The sequence below is a fragment of the Paenibacillus sp. LBL genome (assembly GCF_029893715.1).
Taxonomy (GTDB): domain Bacteria; phylum Bacillota; class Bacilli; order Paenibacillales; family Paenibacillaceae; genus Paenibacillus_AQ; species Paenibacillus_AQ glucanolyticus.
Genome location: NZ_JARXYU010000009.1, coordinates 93,332 through 109,284, shown reverse-complemented (window position 1 = coordinate 109,284; position 15,953 = coordinate 93,332). Strand labels below are relative to the sequence as shown.

The following is a 15,953-nucleotide window of genomic DNA, read 5'->3' as shown; positions in this document are numbered from 1 at the left end:
AGTGGACTGGTCGTTTGCAAATTTATCATAGTTATTCGATTGGAATTATCAAGAATTTTATCAGGTGAGGACACCAGCGTCAAAATATTTTTTTGCAGTGAAGCATTGGTTATACGAGGTATGAACTCCACCCAGTCACCCCTATGTACGCTGCCTTGACTCACGCGTTTTTTCCTTATATCCCGACAATTTGGTACAATACAATCGGTAGTAGAATGTCAGATGAAGGGACTATTAACGATATGTTCAAAATTTTCATTGTCGAGGACGATGCCGGGCTGGTCAGCCTGCTGAAAGAGCATCTTCATAAATTCGGTTATATGACGGAGTCCGTTCATGACTTCGAAACGGTACGTGAGCAATTTGAATCGTATGACCCTCACCTCGTGCTTCTTGATATCAATCTGCCGAAATATGACGGCTATTACTGGTGCCGCCAGTTCCGCAGCCTCTCCACCTGCCCGATCATCTTCATCTCCGCCCGCGACGGCAAAATGGAGCAGGTGATGGCACTGGAGAACGGTGCGGACGATTATATTACCAAACCTTTCGATTATGAAATTGCGATGGCCAAAATCAAGAGCCAGCTGCGCCGCGCCTACGGCTCGTATGCCGCCGGACAGAACGAGCGCATCCTGAGTGTCGCCGGACTAACGCTCGACGTTGAACGCCTCTCCCTTTCACTGGAGCAAACACAGACGGAGATCAGCCATACCGAGGCCAAAATATTGGACGAGTTAATGAAGAAACCCGAGATGGTGGTCAGCCGCGACAGGCTCCTGGAGAAAATATGGGATGACCAGGCCTTTGTAGACGATAATACGCTGAATGTGTACATCACCCGGGTCCGCAAAAAACTCGCCAACCTCGGGATCGAGGAAGGCCTTCAAACCGTGCGGGGACGCGGCTACCGGCTGATTCCGAACTGGAGGGATGAAGCTTGAGATTATTTCTGCAGGAGCAGCGTCCCCTAATCATTGTTTATATTGCACAGCTTCTTGTCGTATCGCTGATCTACAGACTTGACGGCTTCCGGAATTTCACGGTCACCCTGTACGCCGGCATCATCAGCCTGCTGCTGCTTCTCGGCTACCTGATCTTCCGATATATTGCCAACCGTTCCTTCTATAAACGACTGGAGCAGCCTCTCCCGGGAGAATCTCTCACCGGCGAATCCTCTGCAGAATCCTCCCACACTCCGCTCGCCGAAGCACTTCATCAGTTGCTTAGAACCCAGTTCCGGCAATACACAACGGATCTGCATAACTACAAGCACAAAATCGAGGGCCATCTTCAGTTCATCAACCAATGGGCCCATCAGATGAAAACACCGATATCGGTCATTCACCTGATTCTTCAGGATGACGATGATCCCCGTTTTGCAGCGATTGGCGACGAGCTGGATCGACTCAAAAAAGGGCTTGATCTGGTGCTGTATACCGCCAGGCTCGATACGTTCGAGCACGATTTCTATGTCGAGAACCTGCCGCTTGAACGCATCGTCCGAGGTGTCACCTCAGAGCAAAAACGGCTGTTTATCCGGCGCCGAATTTACCCCTCCATCCGGATGGAGAGCCGATTAACGGTCGCTACGGACGAGAAATGGCTCTCTTTCGTGCTGACTCAGCTGCTGACTAACGCAGTCAGGTATACCCTGGAGGAACAAGGGCGCTTGTATTTTGACGGTTATGCCCGGGAGGGTAAGGTTGTGCTTGAGATCCGGGATGAGGGCATCGGCATCCCTCCAAGCGATCTGCCCCGGGTGTTCGATCCCTATTTTACCGGAGAAAACGGGCGCCGATTCCGGGAATCGACGGGCATGGGGCTGTTTCTGGTCAAACAAATATGCGATAAGCTCGGACATGCCTTCGAGATCGAATCCAAGTTGGATGAGGGAACGACGGTGCGCCTTATTTTTGAAGGTACCGGCAGCCATAACTCGCACTGATCCCGTATCTGAAGATAAGGGATTGGCTTTGTGCCGGTTCAAATCCTGGTTAAGATGCTTTAACTCAGGTTCCCGAAGCACCGGCTTGCGATGCAAATAGAAACCTTACAAGGTTGTAAGGTAACTGTAAGTTACGAACATGGCATGGACGCGGTCAATTATTTTACAATGATACCATCGTATTAGAGGAGTGAAGATATGCCCATCCTGAGCGTCAAGCATCTATCCAAAATCTACGAGGGCAAAGTGGCGTTTCAAGCGCTGAGCAACATTCACTTCAACGTCACCCAAGGGGAATTTGTCGGCATTATGGGTCCTTCGGGCAGCGGGAAAACCACGCTCCTCAATCTGATTGCCACCATTGATCAGCCCACCGCGGGCGAAGTTATCATCAATGGACGAAACCCTCATCTTCTCAGCAGAAGTGACACCGCTCTGTTCCGGCGCCGGGATCTGGGTTTTGTCTTCCAGCATTTCAATCTGCTGGATACGCTGACAGTTGAGGAAAATATCGTTCTTCCGCTAACGCTGGAAGGTATGGCTCTAGGTGAAATGGACAGCAGGCTGGGCCGGATTGCCAACCAACTCGGCATCGAGTCTATTCTGAACAAACACACATATGAGATCTCCGGCGGGCAGATGCAGCGAACGGCCATTGCCAGAGCGCTCATTCAGGAGCCCTCCCTGATTCTTGCCGACGAGCCCACGGGCAATTTGGACTCCAGGGCTTCCAAAGAGGTCATGCAGACGCTCTCTGCTTCAAGCAAAGAGGCTTCTGCAACGATCCTCATGGTCACTCATGATCCGGTAGCAGCCAGTTACTGTGATCGCGTCTTGTTCATTAAGGACGGACAACTATATAATGAAATGTATTGCGGCGACAACCGGCAAGCCTTTTTCCAGAAAATCATCGATATGCTGGCTCTGCTGGGAGGGGGAAGTCATGACCTTTCGACAATTCGCTTTTAGGAATGTCCTGAGGAATAAGCGGACCTATGCAGCCTATTTCCTAAGCAGCGCATTCTCCGTCATGATTTTCTTTGTCTGTGCTTTGTTCCTGTTCCATCCTGCCATTGCAAATGAGATGTTCTATCCGGTTGTAATTCAGGCCATGGTCGGAGCAGAGCTGATTATGTATGTGTTCTCGTTCTTCTTCGTGCTGTATTCCGTCGGGGCTTTTCTCAAGACACGCAAACGCGAGTTCGGCATTCTGTTCATGCACGGGATGACAGACCGCCAGTTTAACAAGATGGTGTTTCTCGAAAATATGATCATCGGCTTAAGCGCCATAGCAACGGGTATCGTATTCGGCATCATTACAGGCAAGCTGTTCCTGATGGCCGGTTCGGCATTCCTTGGCATTCCGCCCCTGCCGTTTCGATTGCCGCTGCGCGCGCTTGGGCTGACCGTTGCAAGTTATGTACTGCTGTTCATCATTATCTCGCTGTGCACATCCTGGCTAATTCGGCCCAAAGCGTTAATCGAATTGTTTCAATCCGGGCAACGTCCGAAAACCGCACCCGAGACATCACCATGGCTATCGGCACTGGCCGCTGTCCTGCTGATCGTCAGCTACAGCCTGGCGGCCACGACAACGGCCTCAACCCTCGAGCTGCGCATGTTCCCGGTAACCATAATGACGATAATCGGCACCTATCTGATCTATTCTCAGCTCGGGGTTGCTCTCGTTCGCAGGCTGAAGCGGAGCCGCAGGTTAACCTGGAGGCGAACCAAACTCATCTCGCTTTCGAGCCTGCAGTATCGGCTCAGGGATCACGCCCAGATGTTCTCGATGGTGACCATCGTGCTGGCCGTGTCTTTTTGCTCGGTTGGCGTATTTGCCTCCATCCCGGTGCTTACGAAACAATTCAACGAGGATTATCCTGCCGCCATCGGCTATCTTGCCAAAGCAGGTGATACCTTCGAGAAACAGCATTTGAATGAAATCAAGCAGGAGCTTGAATCTAAAAAAATACCGTTTGAAACGCTATCGTTTCGCGTTAAATATACGGAAGCCACATCGGCCTCCGCTCTGGATCAGCCTGTGGAGAATCCGTTAGCCTTGATATCCTTCTCCGACTACAAGGCAGCGGTGCTGATGGCGGGGCTGCCGTTCGACGAACAGCCGCTTCGGGGCGAAGATGCGCTTGTTCTGATTGCTTCTCAAAATGACAGAGCCTATACCCGCAACCGGGAGCACGCCTCTTACCAGCTTCAGGATTCCGGAATCAGGGTGCACGAAATCGGTTATTCCGATCATGTCGGCGTGCCGGAATATTTGCTGCCGGAGATGGATGACGATTCCCGCTTCGGCGGGCTTGTCGTCCGTGATGCGACCTTCGCCGCCATCACGGACCCGGTACGACAGGAACGGTACACCGGCTTTTACGTGGATGATTTCACGAAAACGGAAGGCATCGTTCCCCATCTCGCGCCGCGAGGGGCCGTACGTTATGAGATGGGCCAGCCTTACGCGCTGGCGGTCAGCGGCACGCTGTTTGCCCTGCGGGACAGCCTGTATAATATGCTGCTCTTCGCGGCACTGCTTGTGGGCACGGTGTTTTTTATTGCGGCAGGCAGTTTCCTGTATTTCCGCCTCTATGCCGACCTGGATTATGACCGCAGGCATTATGCCACGATATCCCGGCTCGGGATGACCGATAAGGAGTTCCGGCGAATCGTAACCGGACAGCTGGCGCTGCTGTTTTTTGTGCCGATTGGCCTTGCGATTGTGCACAGCATCTTTGCGTTTATTGCGCTGCAGAGCTACTTCTATCTATCCATTGCAGCTGAGATGGGGATTGTGCTGATCAGTTTCCTGATGATGCAGGTCCTGTACTTCTTCTTCATCCGCAGTCAATATCTGCGCAAGCTGAAGCAGTCACTTATATAAAGGGTGGAAGAGACGTCCTTATCTTTTGAAAGAGGTGTAACTTTTGGAAAACTGGATTACGGATATTATGGAGCAATTCGGCTACATCGGCATTCTGCTCATGATTGCTCTGGAAAACGTGTTTCCTCCGATCCCCTCCGAGGTCATTCTTACCTTCGGCGGATTCATGACAACCTATACGAAATTGACGGTGCCCGGCGTCATTATTGCCGCTACGATCGGCTCTGTGGTCGGTGCGGTTATTCTGTACGGCATTGGCCGTCTGCTCGATGTCGAGCGGCTTGAGAAGATTGTGGATCGCTGGGGACATATCCTCCGCGTGAAAAAAGAAGACATCCGCAAAGCGGATGCGTGGTTTGATAAATACGGCTACTGGACGGTGCTGTTCTGCCGCATGATCCCGCTGATCCGGAGCTTGATCTCCATCCCGGCGGGCATGTCCAACATGAAGTTCGGCATGTTCCTGCTCTTCACCACCATCGGGACCTTGATCTGGAACATCATCCTGGTGTCCGTTGGAGCCGCCGTCGGCGATTCATGGGAGAATATCGTGGCCTTCATGGACGTCTACTCCAATATCGCTTATGCTGTAATTGCTGTGGCAGTTATTGCGTTTTTGTTCTTTTTCTTCCGCAAGCGGAGAAAATCCGCATAACGTCAACTTGGGATTACGACATGAAATGACCATGAGATTCGATTGGGCTCGTGTTTGAGTGCGAATTGATCAAGCGTTGGTGATTACGTATTTGGTCGCATGGATCACTTATTCGGCAAAATATTAGTCAGGCGTTTGGCGCGCAGTTCGCACGCATGGGTCGCGTAATTGATCATGCATTCGGTCGTTTTGTTCCACGCATGGGTCACGCGTTCGGTTGGCATTCGCGTTCGATCGCATTGATTCACGCATGGGTCACACGCATTTGATCACGCACTCGGTCGTTTTGATACACTCATGGGTTACGCATTCAATCATACATTCGGTCGTTTTGATCCACGCCTGGGCACGCACTTGTCGCACATTCGATCACCCATTGCTCAGGTTATTTCATGCCATACATCATTAACATCATTACGGTTTAACATTTTATATTATCATGTAAGGGAGAGGCTGTAGGTCATGGATTTTTTAACCATCCTCAAAGCAATTATTCTGGGAATCGTCGAGGGACTGACCGAGTTCGCTCCTGTATCCTCAACCGGTCATATGATCATCGTTGATGACATGTGGCTTAAATCCGAGGAGTTTCTGACGAAATACGTAGCTAACACATTCAAGGTTGTCATTCAGCTTGGCTCCATCCTGGCGGTCATCGTTGTGTTTAAAGACCGTTTCCTGGACCTCTTGGGACTTAAGCGCAAAAAGCCTGAAGCTGGCGCTCCGGCTGATACAGGCAGACTGAAACTCAGCCAGGTTATCGTAGGATTGATTCCTGCGGGTATCCTCGGCGTATTGTTCGAAGATTTCATCGATGAACATTTATTCTCTACCGAAACAGTGCTTATCGGACTTGTGATCGGGGCCATTTTCATGATCGTTGCCGACAAAGTCAGCTCGAAAAAAGAACCGAAGGTTGTGTCCGTCGACCAAATTACGTACAGGCAGGCCTTCAGCGTCGGACTGATCCAGTGTCTGTCGCTCTGGCCGGGCTTCTCACGCTCCGGCTCCACCATCTCCGGGGGCGTCATGCTCGGAATGAGTCACCGCGCGGCAGCGGACTTTACCTTCATCATGGCTGTACCGATTATGTTCGGGGCCAGCTTCCTGTCGCTGCTGAAGAACTGGGAATACTTCACCCTGGAGGCCCTTCCGTTCTTCATCGCCGGATTTGTAGCGGCCTTCGTATTCGCTCTGATCTCCATCCGCTTCTTCCTGAAGCTGATTAACCGGATCAAGCTGGTACCGTTTGCGATCTATCGGATCGTGCTCGCTGCTGTAATTGCGTTGGTGCTGTATCTGTAAGTAAGTTGGGTAACTCTGTGGGTGATTTGTGGGTGATTGGTAAGTCTCTGCGTTTGAGTCTCTATGAACCCGTTAGACTGTGGAGACGCTTAGCAAACATACCGTTGCTCCAACTACTGTAGTTCCCCGGATTGCTGATATGACTCATCATACGAAGAAATCCGGGGCAAAGGTGACCACTCCGTTTTTCCGGAATCGATTCGTTCGCTTCGCTGATTCATGTGAGTTACGCTCTTTTTAGAGTAAAAAGGCAGGTCAAGATCTAAAAATCTTGCCCTGCCTTTTGTTATTTCAGCTGCCAGGTTCCCACGAGTTATTGGGTTCCTCTATTCGAACACCTTGACCTTGATTACTGATAACCGTGATTCCTAATGCGTACTGTGCCTAATGCATACTGTGCCTAATGCATACTGTGCCTGCTGTGTTACTGTGCCTAATGCGTTACTGTGGACGAAGGTATGGAGACTGGAGTATTGCAAGGCTAACAACGGAGGCTGTTCCGGACCAGAGATCCGTTATTTTCGAAAAATCGACTCATTTTTAAAATGAGCGGACACCAGAGCCGTTATTATACAAAATTATGCTCAACAACTGCTCGTTTTCGGGGAATAGCGGATCTCTTGTCCGTAACCTTTGCGAAAATGCCTAGTTTCCACCAAATAAGGTACTCTGTGTCCGCTAGCGATTCACGATTTTAATTTTGCCTATTAGGGTGTATTGTTCCCATACACAAGCTCGTGGTCCGGAGCATGCGTGGATGGTTGTTGGTCCCACACAGCTTCAGGACCTCGATCATACCAACCACACGTCTATAGCTCCACCTATAACAACAGGCTGTTTCCCCATACAAGGCCATATTGTGCCCCCCCCATACTGTGCCTCGTGCATTATTATCCCCTGTACAGCTCCTCGCACTGCTCCTGTACCGTTTACCGCACTACTCTCCTTGCATAGCTACATAACTGCCTGTACACTCCCGGTGTGCCAACTCCTATCATCATGATTGCACACTCCGAATAACGGCTACGCTTGTCCCCCATCCCCATCATCCATCAATAAGAACAAACCTTCCCCTTCGGGAAGGCTTCTGTTTCTGATCTCAAGGATCTAACATGAATTCACGCTGGTCAGCCTCGCTTCACTCTTCAAACGATAAATTGGCGGGCTCCTCCAGCATCTCGTATTGAACCTCGAGGTTGGTCGTTGGTACACTCCGATCCACCTCTTCAAAGCGGAAGCTGTCCACCCATACCTGACCTGCTCCCATCAGCAGCACACCGATCGAGATCGTGGCACTATCTTCTGGCACGTCCAGCACGATCGCATAGTGATTCCAGTTCGTGCTGCCAACAATGCGCCGATCGTTCATATTGTCGAATTGAAGCACATCCTCTGAATGGCTGTCGACACGCATCCACAGCCCGCAATATTCCTTGACATTCTCGGTTTTGACAAAACCGGAGAATCGCATCCGTTTGCCGACGAATTTCCCGGCTTTAAACTGCTGCATCATGGTCGCAAAAGCACCCATGTCCATGGGCGTGACAGCTTTAAGATAGCCCGAAGTGCTTCCTTGATGGACGGTGGTCCGGTCGATGCCGATTTCATAATCCTGAGGATGGCTTCCGCTCAGGAACCAGCCCTTTAATGCGGACTGAGACTGTTGCTGCTGCATAGAATCATCTCCTTGTTCAAAAATGGAATGGTGAGCGTGCGCCGCGAAGATTTTCCGATAACGTCCCGGGGGCATGCCGTACAATTTCTTGAAGGCTCTCGTAAAAGACTCCTGGCTCTCGAAATGGCAGTGAAAGGATATGTCGATGATCGCAGCCTCGGAGTGCAGCAGAAGCTGCGCCGCATAACAAAGCCTTCGTTTTCTAAGGTAATCCGCGATATTCATACCGACCTCCTTCCGAAACAAACGGTGGAAGTGATATGGAGAAAAACCGGCATGAGATGCAATATCTGCGAGGGTCAGCTGCTCCTCCAGATGCTGCTCCATGTACGCTATGCTCTTTTGGATGATTAGCTGGGTACTCAAGGTTAAGCCCTCCTTTGTTTATAAGGATACCAAAAGGAACCAGCGCGGTTTTGATCTTTTTTGCCAACATAACAAACCCCTTCGAATATACGTTTCGAAGGGGCTTATTTAACGATTTATTCAAGTCACTCCGGTCCTGATAATGGAATGACTCCTTATAGCGCCAAAGACTGCGCCGTGAACAAAGGCACGGCCCTATCTACAAACCATATTACCCCTGCGCCTTCAGCTGGACGGTGCGCTTGGTGCTTGCGGACTCGTACGCTGCAATGGCGACACGGGCAGAGTAGTAACCGTCCTCACCGGTTATTTCAACCGGTTTGCCGTCGCGGATGCTTTCCACAAAGCTGTTCACAAGACCTTCGTCCATATCGTCGCCCCAGAAGCTCCATGCGGCCTTACCTGTCACATCGCTGTAAACGTCGTTCTTCTGGGCGAAGGAATCGATGTTCAGCACACCCTTGGTGCCAATAATCTCAAGTGTCACATCTCCCCAGGTCGGGAAGGTGCGGTTACGGGACCAGCTCGGGTCCAGCACGGCTACAACGCCATTCGCGAATTTGACGTGCACCATGCCTGCATCATCAATCTCCGTGTCATTGAACAGGGTCTCCGCATGGGCATAGACTTCCTCTGCTTTGCTGCCGGTAAACCAGTGCATCAGATCCATGACATGGACGGTATGATCCAATACGGCTCCGCCACCCGATTTGTCCCGTTCAATAAACCAGCCCCCGGGCATGCTGCCCCGGTTGGTCCCCTTCATGGCCAGAATATCGCCGATCTGTCCGGCGTCAATCGCTTCCTTGGCCTGACGTACGGACGTAATGTAACGGCAAGGAAAAGCGGTCATAAGCTGAACACCGTTATCCTGGCACACTTGGATCATCTCCAGCATCTCCGATTCAGACAAGCCTAAAGGCTTCTCGCACAGGACATGCTTGCCCGCTGCAGCAGCGTGCTTGGTGATTTCCGCATGACGCGAATTTTCCGAACAGATCACGACGGCATCCAGTTCCTCTGCCAGCAGCTCGTTATAATCCGCATAGTACCGAATCCCTCGATCCACGGAGTATGGTCGCACGCGTTCCGCGTCTTCATCCGCGATTCCGACTACCTCGACATCATCCCGCTTCAGCATGCCCAACAAATAACTTGCTGCATGCATATGGGCGAAGCTGATAAATCCTACTTTTACTTTCTTCATGAAACCGTCCCTCCGATCGTCACGGGCTGTCCGGTCTGAGCCGATTGCTCCGCTGCTTGAGCGATTTGAACAGCATAACAAGCATCCTTGATGCTTACGAGCGGCTCGCTGCCGTCACGGATACACTCGATGAAATGCAATACCTCTTTATAATAAGGGTCATGGAGGCTTGGACTTGCGGGAACCTGTACCGCTGCTCCATCCCCTGCCTCTGCGCTTACCCGTTTAATGTCCAGGGACTGCACCTGATTGCTATCGAATCTGATGATTCCTTGATCTCCTGAAATCTCGAACTGTGTCGTAAACGGTCCGGGATACCCCCAGTAGCCGGTTAAACTCGCAATTGAGCTATTTTTAAAATGAAGCGTCAGCTGGGCGTATTCCATCTCGGGCTCGGCCCGTTTAACGATGGTAGCATATACCGACTCCACCTCCCCGAACAGCCAGCAGGCGAAATCGATGTCATGAATCATGAGATCCATGATAACGCCGCCGCTTTTGCCAGGGTCGTTATACCATAAATCCATGCCCTGCGGATAGGACCCGTACCGCTTAAAGTGAGCCATCTTCGGCGTTCCGATATGACCGGAGTGGGCCTTCCGATAAGCATCCTGATAGTTCGGAAAGAATCGGACGACATGTCCGATAAACAAACGGACTCCGTGCTTTTCGCAGGCCGCCTTCATCTCCTGTGCATCCTCCAGCGTTAAAGCTGCCGGTTTTTCACAGATGACGTGCAGCCCTTTTTCCGCCAACCTCAGTACAAACGGTTTATGGAGATAGGTGGGCAGACACACCGCAACCGTTTCCAAATCTTTTTGCTCCAACAGCGAATCTACATCCGTGTATGCCTTCGCCCCGGTCAAGGCAGCAGCCTGCTCAGCCCGTTCGGCGTTCAGATCGACCACGCCCGTTACTGTTACGCCCGGCATTTTCGCCAAATTATGCGCATAGGCCGTCCCCATCGTTCCACAGCCCAATATCGCTATGTTCATGCTTATCCCTCCAGTATGCCTATAATGACCTGAATCAATAGGTGATGCCGTATCCACGAACCGCGAATACTTTCCACCCTGTTTACATTCTTCATGTGACATGACATTCCTGCCTGTTTTTCAGGATTCGTGCTTTTTTGAACTTATGCCGCTAACTTGGTAAAGTGTATATAGTAAGTAGTAGTAATAATAACATCCCTTAGCGCTGCAAATTCGAAATTGGGATGCGTTCCAATCCAGCACAATAGAGAGAAAGGGTGTAGAGAGAACATGTCAGAACTTGTCGTACAGACGAAAGACGGGCGTATTCAAGGCATTTTGGAAAACGGAGTGCGTGTTTGGAAAGGCATTCCGTATGCGAAGCCCCCGATTGGACCGCTTCGGTTCCGTGCCCCCGCAGCTCCCGAGCCTTGGGACGGGATAAAAGACACCACCGCCTTCAGCCCCATGTGCCTCCAGCCGTTGGAATCCACATCAAGCATGCTTGGAGGAGGCGTAACCAAGACCGTGTCGGAAGATTGCCTTTACCTCAATGTGTGGGCACCCCGGAACGCTCCTGCTGAGCCGCTGCCAGTCATGGTATGGATTCATGGCGGCACGTTTGTCACCGGCTCTGGCAGTTTGCCAAGCTATGACGGTTCGGCCTTCGTTCTCCGCGGCAGCGTTATTATGGTTACCATTAATTACCGCCTGGGCCCTCTCGGATTTCTTCATCTGGCTCCGTTCGGTGAATCTTATGCCTCCAACACCGGCTTGTTGGACCAAATCGCAGCTTTGCAGTGGGTGCAGGACAATATTGGCGGCTTCGGTGGAGACCCGGATCGGGTTACAGTATTCGGCGAGTCAGCCGGCAGCATGAGCATTGCCGCCCTGCTGGCCATGCCTGCGGCAAAGGGGCTGTTCCACCGGGCCATCATGGAAAGCGGTGCTGCCCAAGTTATCACATCGGAAGAGGCACAGATGATTACGGCAGGTTTATTGAAGGAGCTTGATATCCCGCGAGCAGAGATGCATCGGCTGGAATCCCTCACCGGAGAGCAAATATTCGAAGCCGGGGAACGGCTGAAGAAGCGGGTGGGTCCTGGTGTAAGCATGCTCTTCCAGCCCGTCCTGGACCCGGACACACTCCCCCAGGATCCGCTGCAAGCTGTTCAGGAAGGCTCGGCCAAGGATGTACCCATCCTGATCGGAACGAATCTCGATGAAGGCGCTTTGTTCTTCCGGCCGGACATGCCCCTGGTGAAGGAGAGAGATCTGGTCCACGTCGTTGAACGGATGACCGGGATCCCCGATGCGGCTCCCCTTACCAAGGATTACCCTTATACCATTGACGGACATGCCCAGATTATGACCGACCTGTATTTCTGGCGTTCGGCCCTGCAGTTCGCTTCAGCTCAGATCGGACATGCACCGGTATGGATGTACCGATTCGACTGGACACTGCCGAATCACCCGATTCTCGGAAAAGCGATGCATGCACTCGAAATTCCATTTGTATTCAATACGCTGGCGCTGTTCCGGAATATCGGCGTTCAGGTGGATGCTCAAACGCAGGCCTTGTCCGACCGGATGCAGGATGCATGGATTGCCTTCGCACGGGGCGGCTCACCGGATACGGAGGGACTGCCGTGGCCGACTTATGAGCCAGCGTCGCGCTCAACGATGATATTCAACTCCGATTGCTCGATCATCGAGGACCCGGATGCGGTAAAGCGCATGAATATGGGTTTATAGCATATATCACACATCTTGCCGCAGCAAAAAGCTGTACTCCGCGCATCTCGAATCGCGCAGAGTACAGCTTTTCATTTGTCTTCGTCTATTCTTCACTCATTATTTTACGGCACCCTGCGTAATGCCGTTGATGATCCACTTCTGCGCGAACAGATAGATGATAATCATCGGCAGCATCGCCATCAGATACGAAGCAAAGGCCAGATTGAAGTCCGTATTGAACTGCCCTTGGAATATATACTGCACCAGCGGCAGCGTGTAGGAATTCGTATCGCTGATGATGATCAGCGGCAGCAGGAAGTCATTGTAGGTGGAGAGGCAGATCAGAATCCCTACCGTTGCATTGATCGGTGCCATGATCGGGAATATGATTCTCCAGAACGTTCCCCAAGTCGATGTGCCGTCCACTCTGGCCGCTTCCTCCAAGGCAACCGGAATGGATTTGATGTAACCCACATACACAAATACGTTAAATGCCAAAGCATATACGGTATGCAGGATCGTAAGCCCGACCAGATTGGTCATATGGAGCCCGGCCGTCAATTTGACCAGCGGCAGCATGATGATCGGGAACGGAATGAACATCGCGCTGATGAAATAGAAGTACAGTCCCTTGAAGAATCTACGATTCATATTGCGAGCGATGGCATACGCCACAAGTGAATTGGTCAATAGCGTCAGCACCACCGTTGCCGTTGTTACCATCGCGCTATTGCCCAGCGCATTGAAGAAATTGGTCATTCGTATCGCATTGGTAAAATTCTCGAAATGAAGCTCCTTCGGCAAACCGAACAGGGAGGTAAGCATGTCCTCCGGCGTTTTGAGCGCAATAGTGATTGTCATGTACAGCGGGAACAGGATGAGGATGGTACCCAGTGTGATGAGAATCATCACCGTCCAATTGGTTTTGGTCCGCATTACATCTCCCCCTCCCTTCTCTGCAGGAATCGGATTTGCACGATCGAGATCGTGGCAATCAGAATGAAATAGATCACGGAGTTAGCCGATTGATAGGCAAACTCCCCTCCCTCGAAGCCGCCGGTGTAGATCAGATGGGAGATGGACTGTGTCGCCCGTCCCGGCCCCCCGTTGGTGAGGGCAACGATCTGGTCAAACACCATCAGGGAATTCTTCATCGCAAGCACCATGTTAATCGTAAAGAACGGTGCAATCAGCGGGAACGTAATCCTCCAAAACTCCTGCCAGCGGTTGGCTCCATCCAGATTGGAAGCCTCGTACAGCGTATGGGGAATAGTCTGCAGCCCGGCCAGATACAGAATCGTGTTATAGGCAATACCCTGCCATACCGCTACGACTACGATACCAATCCAGGCATGCTGCTCGCTGCCCAGAATATTGGTGGACAGCCACTCGATCCCCAGGTTTTGTCCCCAAATGGTGAATACATTCGAGAACAGGTAATTGAATATGTAGCCTACAATCAGCACACTCAGAATATTCGGCAGGAAGTAGATGCCTCTGAAGAAATTCCTCGCCTTGATTTTGGCATTAAGCCCCATGGCAATCAGCAGGCTGAAGATATTGATGAGGATCGTTACTACCACCGCGAATTTAAATGTGAACCAGTACGCATTGCCCACGTTGCTGTCCTTGAACAGGTTCGCATAATTCTTGAATCCGATGAAATCGAAGTTGTCCCCGAATCCGTTCCAGTTCGTGAAGGAGTAATACACCCCTTGCAGCGCCGGCAGTGTCAGAAATACGAAGAACAGTATCACCGCAGGCACGGTCATCAAATAGTAAGGCATAAGCCGCTTGTTCATGTTGGGTCCTCCTCAGTGCATCTTGGATATCGTGTATGTCACAGAAAACTCGCTTGAGAAGCTTACCGGGGAATGATCGTACTGCAACATGGCAACGTTCCTCCGTCTCTTCATTATGGAGCCCTTCTTCTCATGTTGCCGCACTTCATTCTCTCGTGCTGCAACTGTTAGCGCCTGTCTGCTACCTTGTCCCATTCGGTGTCCAGTTTCTTCAAATACCCATCAATGTCCCGGTTCTGTAAAAAGGACTGGATAACCGAGTTCAGCTGCACTGCGGCAGGTATGTAATGGTCGGCAAAGTCTATCACTTGCCCCCGCTCCAGGTAAGGCAGCAGCTCTGCAACGGCAGGATCGTCCTGCGTTACACCCTCAACGGTGGAGAACAGTGTTTGCTCCGTTATATATTGCTTGCTATTTTCAGGCTCCAACAGAAATTGAATGAACTGCTGGGCCTCCTCTTTATGCTTCGAATCCTCGGATATAGCCAGCAGGGTGTCCACTCCCGAAATCAGCTTGTTCTCTTCCGGATTGTTGCCGGTCGGCAGCGGAAAGAAGCCGATCGGTGCATCCGGATTGGCTTTCCGAATCTCCGGAATCGCCCAGGTCCCTTGGATGTACATGGCGGATTCACCTCTGGCGAACTCCCGGTTACCATCTGCATAATTCTTGCCGATGTTATCCCCATGACCATAATCCATCAGCGCCAGCTGCTTCTCTGCAATCTCTTGGTATTTGTCGGCAAAGGTTACAGTGCCTTCCCGCCGCTCCATATAAAATTCGATGCCTTCCAGGTTGGACGCCAGCGCATTGAACGGAAGCACCGTCTGCCAATCGTCTTTATAGGTAAGATAGAACGGGATTTTGCCAGCATCCTTGGCCTTCTGTGCTGTAGCCAATAACTCATCCCATGTCTTCGGAACGCTAAGTCCCAGTTCTTTAAAAATTTCCGTATTGTACATTACGCCGTTAGCGTTCGTGGAATATGGAATGCCCGTAACCTCGTCCATGCCCGCTACGTCTTTCAGCATCTGAACATAAGTCTCATCCACCTGACTCAGCAGCGGGTTATCTGTCAAATTCATAAAGATGCCGCTCTGTGCCAGCAATGAATAGGTATCCGTTGCACCCATGCCGATAATGTCAGGAATGTCATTCTTGACAACTCTCGTCTTAAGCACCGTCTCTGCATCCGGTGGATTAACCTGTACCACCTTAATCTCGGATTGGGATGAATTAAACTTCTCAATCAGTGCATCAAAAGAGCCCTTCGCCTCAGGTTTATTCTGAAAAAACTCTACCTGTACCCGTCCGGATTCCTCTTTAGCTCCGCAAGCGGTCAGCACCAATACAGTCAACAAACATGCAGCGATATATTTACCAAGCTTCATGGT

At 51.2% G+C, this 15,953-nt stretch carries 13 protein-coding genes; 7 read left to right on the top strand and 6 right to left on the bottom strand.

What is annotated here, in order from left to right:
* The first annotated feature begins 242 nt into the window (after window positions 1-242).
* The 6 genes from M2277_RS19260 to M2277_RS19235 all read left to right on the top strand — a co-directional run bounded on the left by M2277_RS19260 (window position 243) and on the right by M2277_RS19235 (window position 6,801).
* Window positions 243-944, top strand: a complete 702-nt coding sequence (locus M2277_RS19260; RefSeq protein WP_076150655.1) for a response regulator transcription factor — start codon at window positions 243-245, stop codon at window positions 942-944.
* A complete protein-coding gene (locus M2277_RS19255) occupies window positions 941-1,948 on the top strand; it encodes a sensor histidine kinase (protein ID WP_280755380.1) in 1,008 nt (335 codons plus the stop codon). The genes M2277_RS19260 and M2277_RS19255 overlap by 4 nt, the downstream gene beginning before the upstream one ends.
* A gap of 198 nt (window positions 1,949-2,146) precedes the next feature.
* Window positions 2,147-2,917 (top strand): ABC transporter ATP-binding protein, encoded by a 771-nt coding sequence (locus tag M2277_RS19250; protein WP_036638703.1) that lies wholly within the window; start codon window positions 2,147-2,149, stop codon window positions 2,915-2,917.
* Window positions 2,892-4,841, top strand: a complete 1,950-nt coding sequence (locus M2277_RS19245; RefSeq protein WP_036638701.1) for an ABC transporter permease — start codon at window positions 2,892-2,894, stop codon at window positions 4,839-4,841. Before M2277_RS19250 ends, M2277_RS19245 begins: the two co-directional genes overlap by 26 nt.
* 43 nt (window positions 4,842-4,884) lie before the next feature.
* Window positions 4,885-5,496: a DedA family protein gene (locus M2277_RS19240; RefSeq protein WP_280755379.1), complete on the top strand. Its 612-nt coding sequence runs from the start codon at window positions 4,885-4,887 to the stop codon at window positions 5,494-5,496.
* Between the two features lie 462 nt (window positions 5,497-5,958).
* Window positions 5,959-6,801 (top strand): undecaprenyl-diphosphate phosphatase, encoded by an 843-nt coding sequence (locus M2277_RS19235; protein ID WP_006208144.1) that lies wholly within the window; start codon window positions 5,959-5,961, stop codon window positions 6,799-6,801.
* A 1,138-nt stretch (window positions 6,802-7,939) separates the two neighbouring features.
* On the opposite strand, the gene M2277_RS19230 is transcribed toward M2277_RS19235, so the two are convergent.
* The 3 genes from M2277_RS19230 to M2277_RS19220 all read right to left on the bottom strand — a co-directional run bounded on the left by M2277_RS19230 (window position 7,940) and on the right by M2277_RS19220 (window position 11,044).
* Window positions 7,940-8,842, bottom strand: a complete 903-nt coding sequence (locus tag M2277_RS19230) for a helix-turn-helix domain-containing protein (RefSeq protein ID WP_006208142.1) — start codon at window positions 8,840-8,842, stop codon at window positions 7,940-7,942.
* 211 nt (window positions 8,843-9,053) lie between these two features.
* Entirely contained in the window at window positions 9,054-10,049 is a 996-nt protein-coding gene (locus tag M2277_RS19225; protein WP_063478546.1) for a Gfo/Idh/MocA family protein, read from the bottom strand.
* Window positions 10,046-11,044 (bottom strand): Gfo/Idh/MocA family protein, encoded by a 999-nt coding sequence (locus tag M2277_RS19220; RefSeq protein ID WP_280755378.1) that lies wholly within the window; start codon window positions 11,042-11,044, stop codon window positions 10,046-10,048. Before M2277_RS19220 ends, M2277_RS19225 begins: the two co-directional genes overlap by 4 nt.
* 270 nt (window positions 11,045-11,314) lie before the next feature.
* Here M2277_RS19220 and M2277_RS19215 point away from each other — a divergent pair, with 270 nt between their 5' ends.
* Entirely contained in the window at window positions 11,315-12,778 is a 1,464-nt protein-coding gene (locus M2277_RS19215) for a carboxylesterase/lipase family protein (RefSeq protein WP_063478544.1), read from the top strand.
* 99 nt (window positions 12,779-12,877) lie between these two features.
* On the opposite strand, the gene M2277_RS19210 is transcribed toward M2277_RS19215, so the two are convergent.
* From M2277_RS19210 to M2277_RS19200, 3 genes are all read right to left on the bottom strand, one after another.
* On the bottom strand, window positions 12,878-13,696 hold the full coding sequence (locus tag M2277_RS19210) for a carbohydrate ABC transporter permease (RefSeq protein WP_006208139.1): 819 nt from the start codon (window positions 13,694-13,696) through the stop codon (window positions 12,878-12,880).
* Entirely contained in the window at window positions 13,696-14,562 is an 867-nt protein-coding gene (locus M2277_RS19205; RefSeq protein ID WP_006208138.1) for a carbohydrate ABC transporter permease, read from the bottom strand. The genes M2277_RS19210 and M2277_RS19205 overlap by 1 nt, the downstream gene beginning before the upstream one ends.
* A gap of 167 nt (window positions 14,563-14,729) precedes the next feature.
* The gene (locus M2277_RS19200) at window positions 14,730-15,950 is read right to left on the bottom strand and encodes an ABC transporter substrate-binding protein (protein WP_280755377.1); all 1,221 of its coding nucleotides are present in this window, start codon (window positions 15,948-15,950) and stop codon (window positions 14,730-14,732) included.
* Window positions 15,951-15,953 lie beyond the last annotated feature (3 nt).

What these genes read in the sequence shown, in the direction of transcription:
- M2277_RS19250 (WP_036638703.1), top strand. Translation starts at nt 2,147, where the DNA reads ATGCCCATCCTGAGCGTCAAGCATCTATCCAAAATCTACGAGGGCAAA.
- M2277_RS19210 (WP_006208139.1), bottom strand. Translation starts at nt 13,696, where the DNA reads ATGCGGACCAAAACCAATTGGACGGTGATGATTCTCATCACACTGGGT.
- M2277_RS19260 (WP_076150655.1), top strand. Translation starts at nt 243, where the DNA reads ATGTTCAAAATTTTCATTGTCGAGGACGATGCCGGGCTGGTCAGCCTG.
- M2277_RS19225 (WP_063478546.1), bottom strand. Translation starts at nt 10,049, where the DNA reads ATGAAGAAAGTAAAAGTAGGATTTATCAGCTTCGCCCATATGCATGCA.
- M2277_RS19215 (WP_063478544.1), top strand. Translation starts at nt 11,315, where the DNA reads ATGTCAGAACTTGTCGTACAGACGAAAGACGGGCGTATTCAAGGCATT.
- M2277_RS19200 (WP_280755377.1), bottom strand. Translation starts at nt 15,950, where the DNA reads ATGAAGCTTGGTAAATATATCGCTGCATGTTTGTTGACTGTATTGGTG.
- M2277_RS19245 (WP_036638701.1), top strand. Translation starts at nt 2,892, where the DNA reads ATGACCTTTCGACAATTCGCTTTTAGGAATGTCCTGAGGAATAAGCGG.
- M2277_RS19220 (WP_280755378.1), bottom strand. Translation starts at nt 11,044, where the DNA reads ATGAACATAGCGATATTGGGCTGTGGAACGATGGGGACGGCCTATGCG.
- M2277_RS19235 (WP_006208144.1), top strand. Translation starts at nt 5,959, where the DNA reads ATGGATTTTTTAACCATCCTCAAAGCAATTATTCTGGGAATCGTCGAG.
- M2277_RS19205 (WP_006208138.1), bottom strand. Translation starts at nt 14,562, where the DNA reads ATGAACAAGCGGCTTATGCCTTACTATTTGATGACCGTGCCTGCGGTG.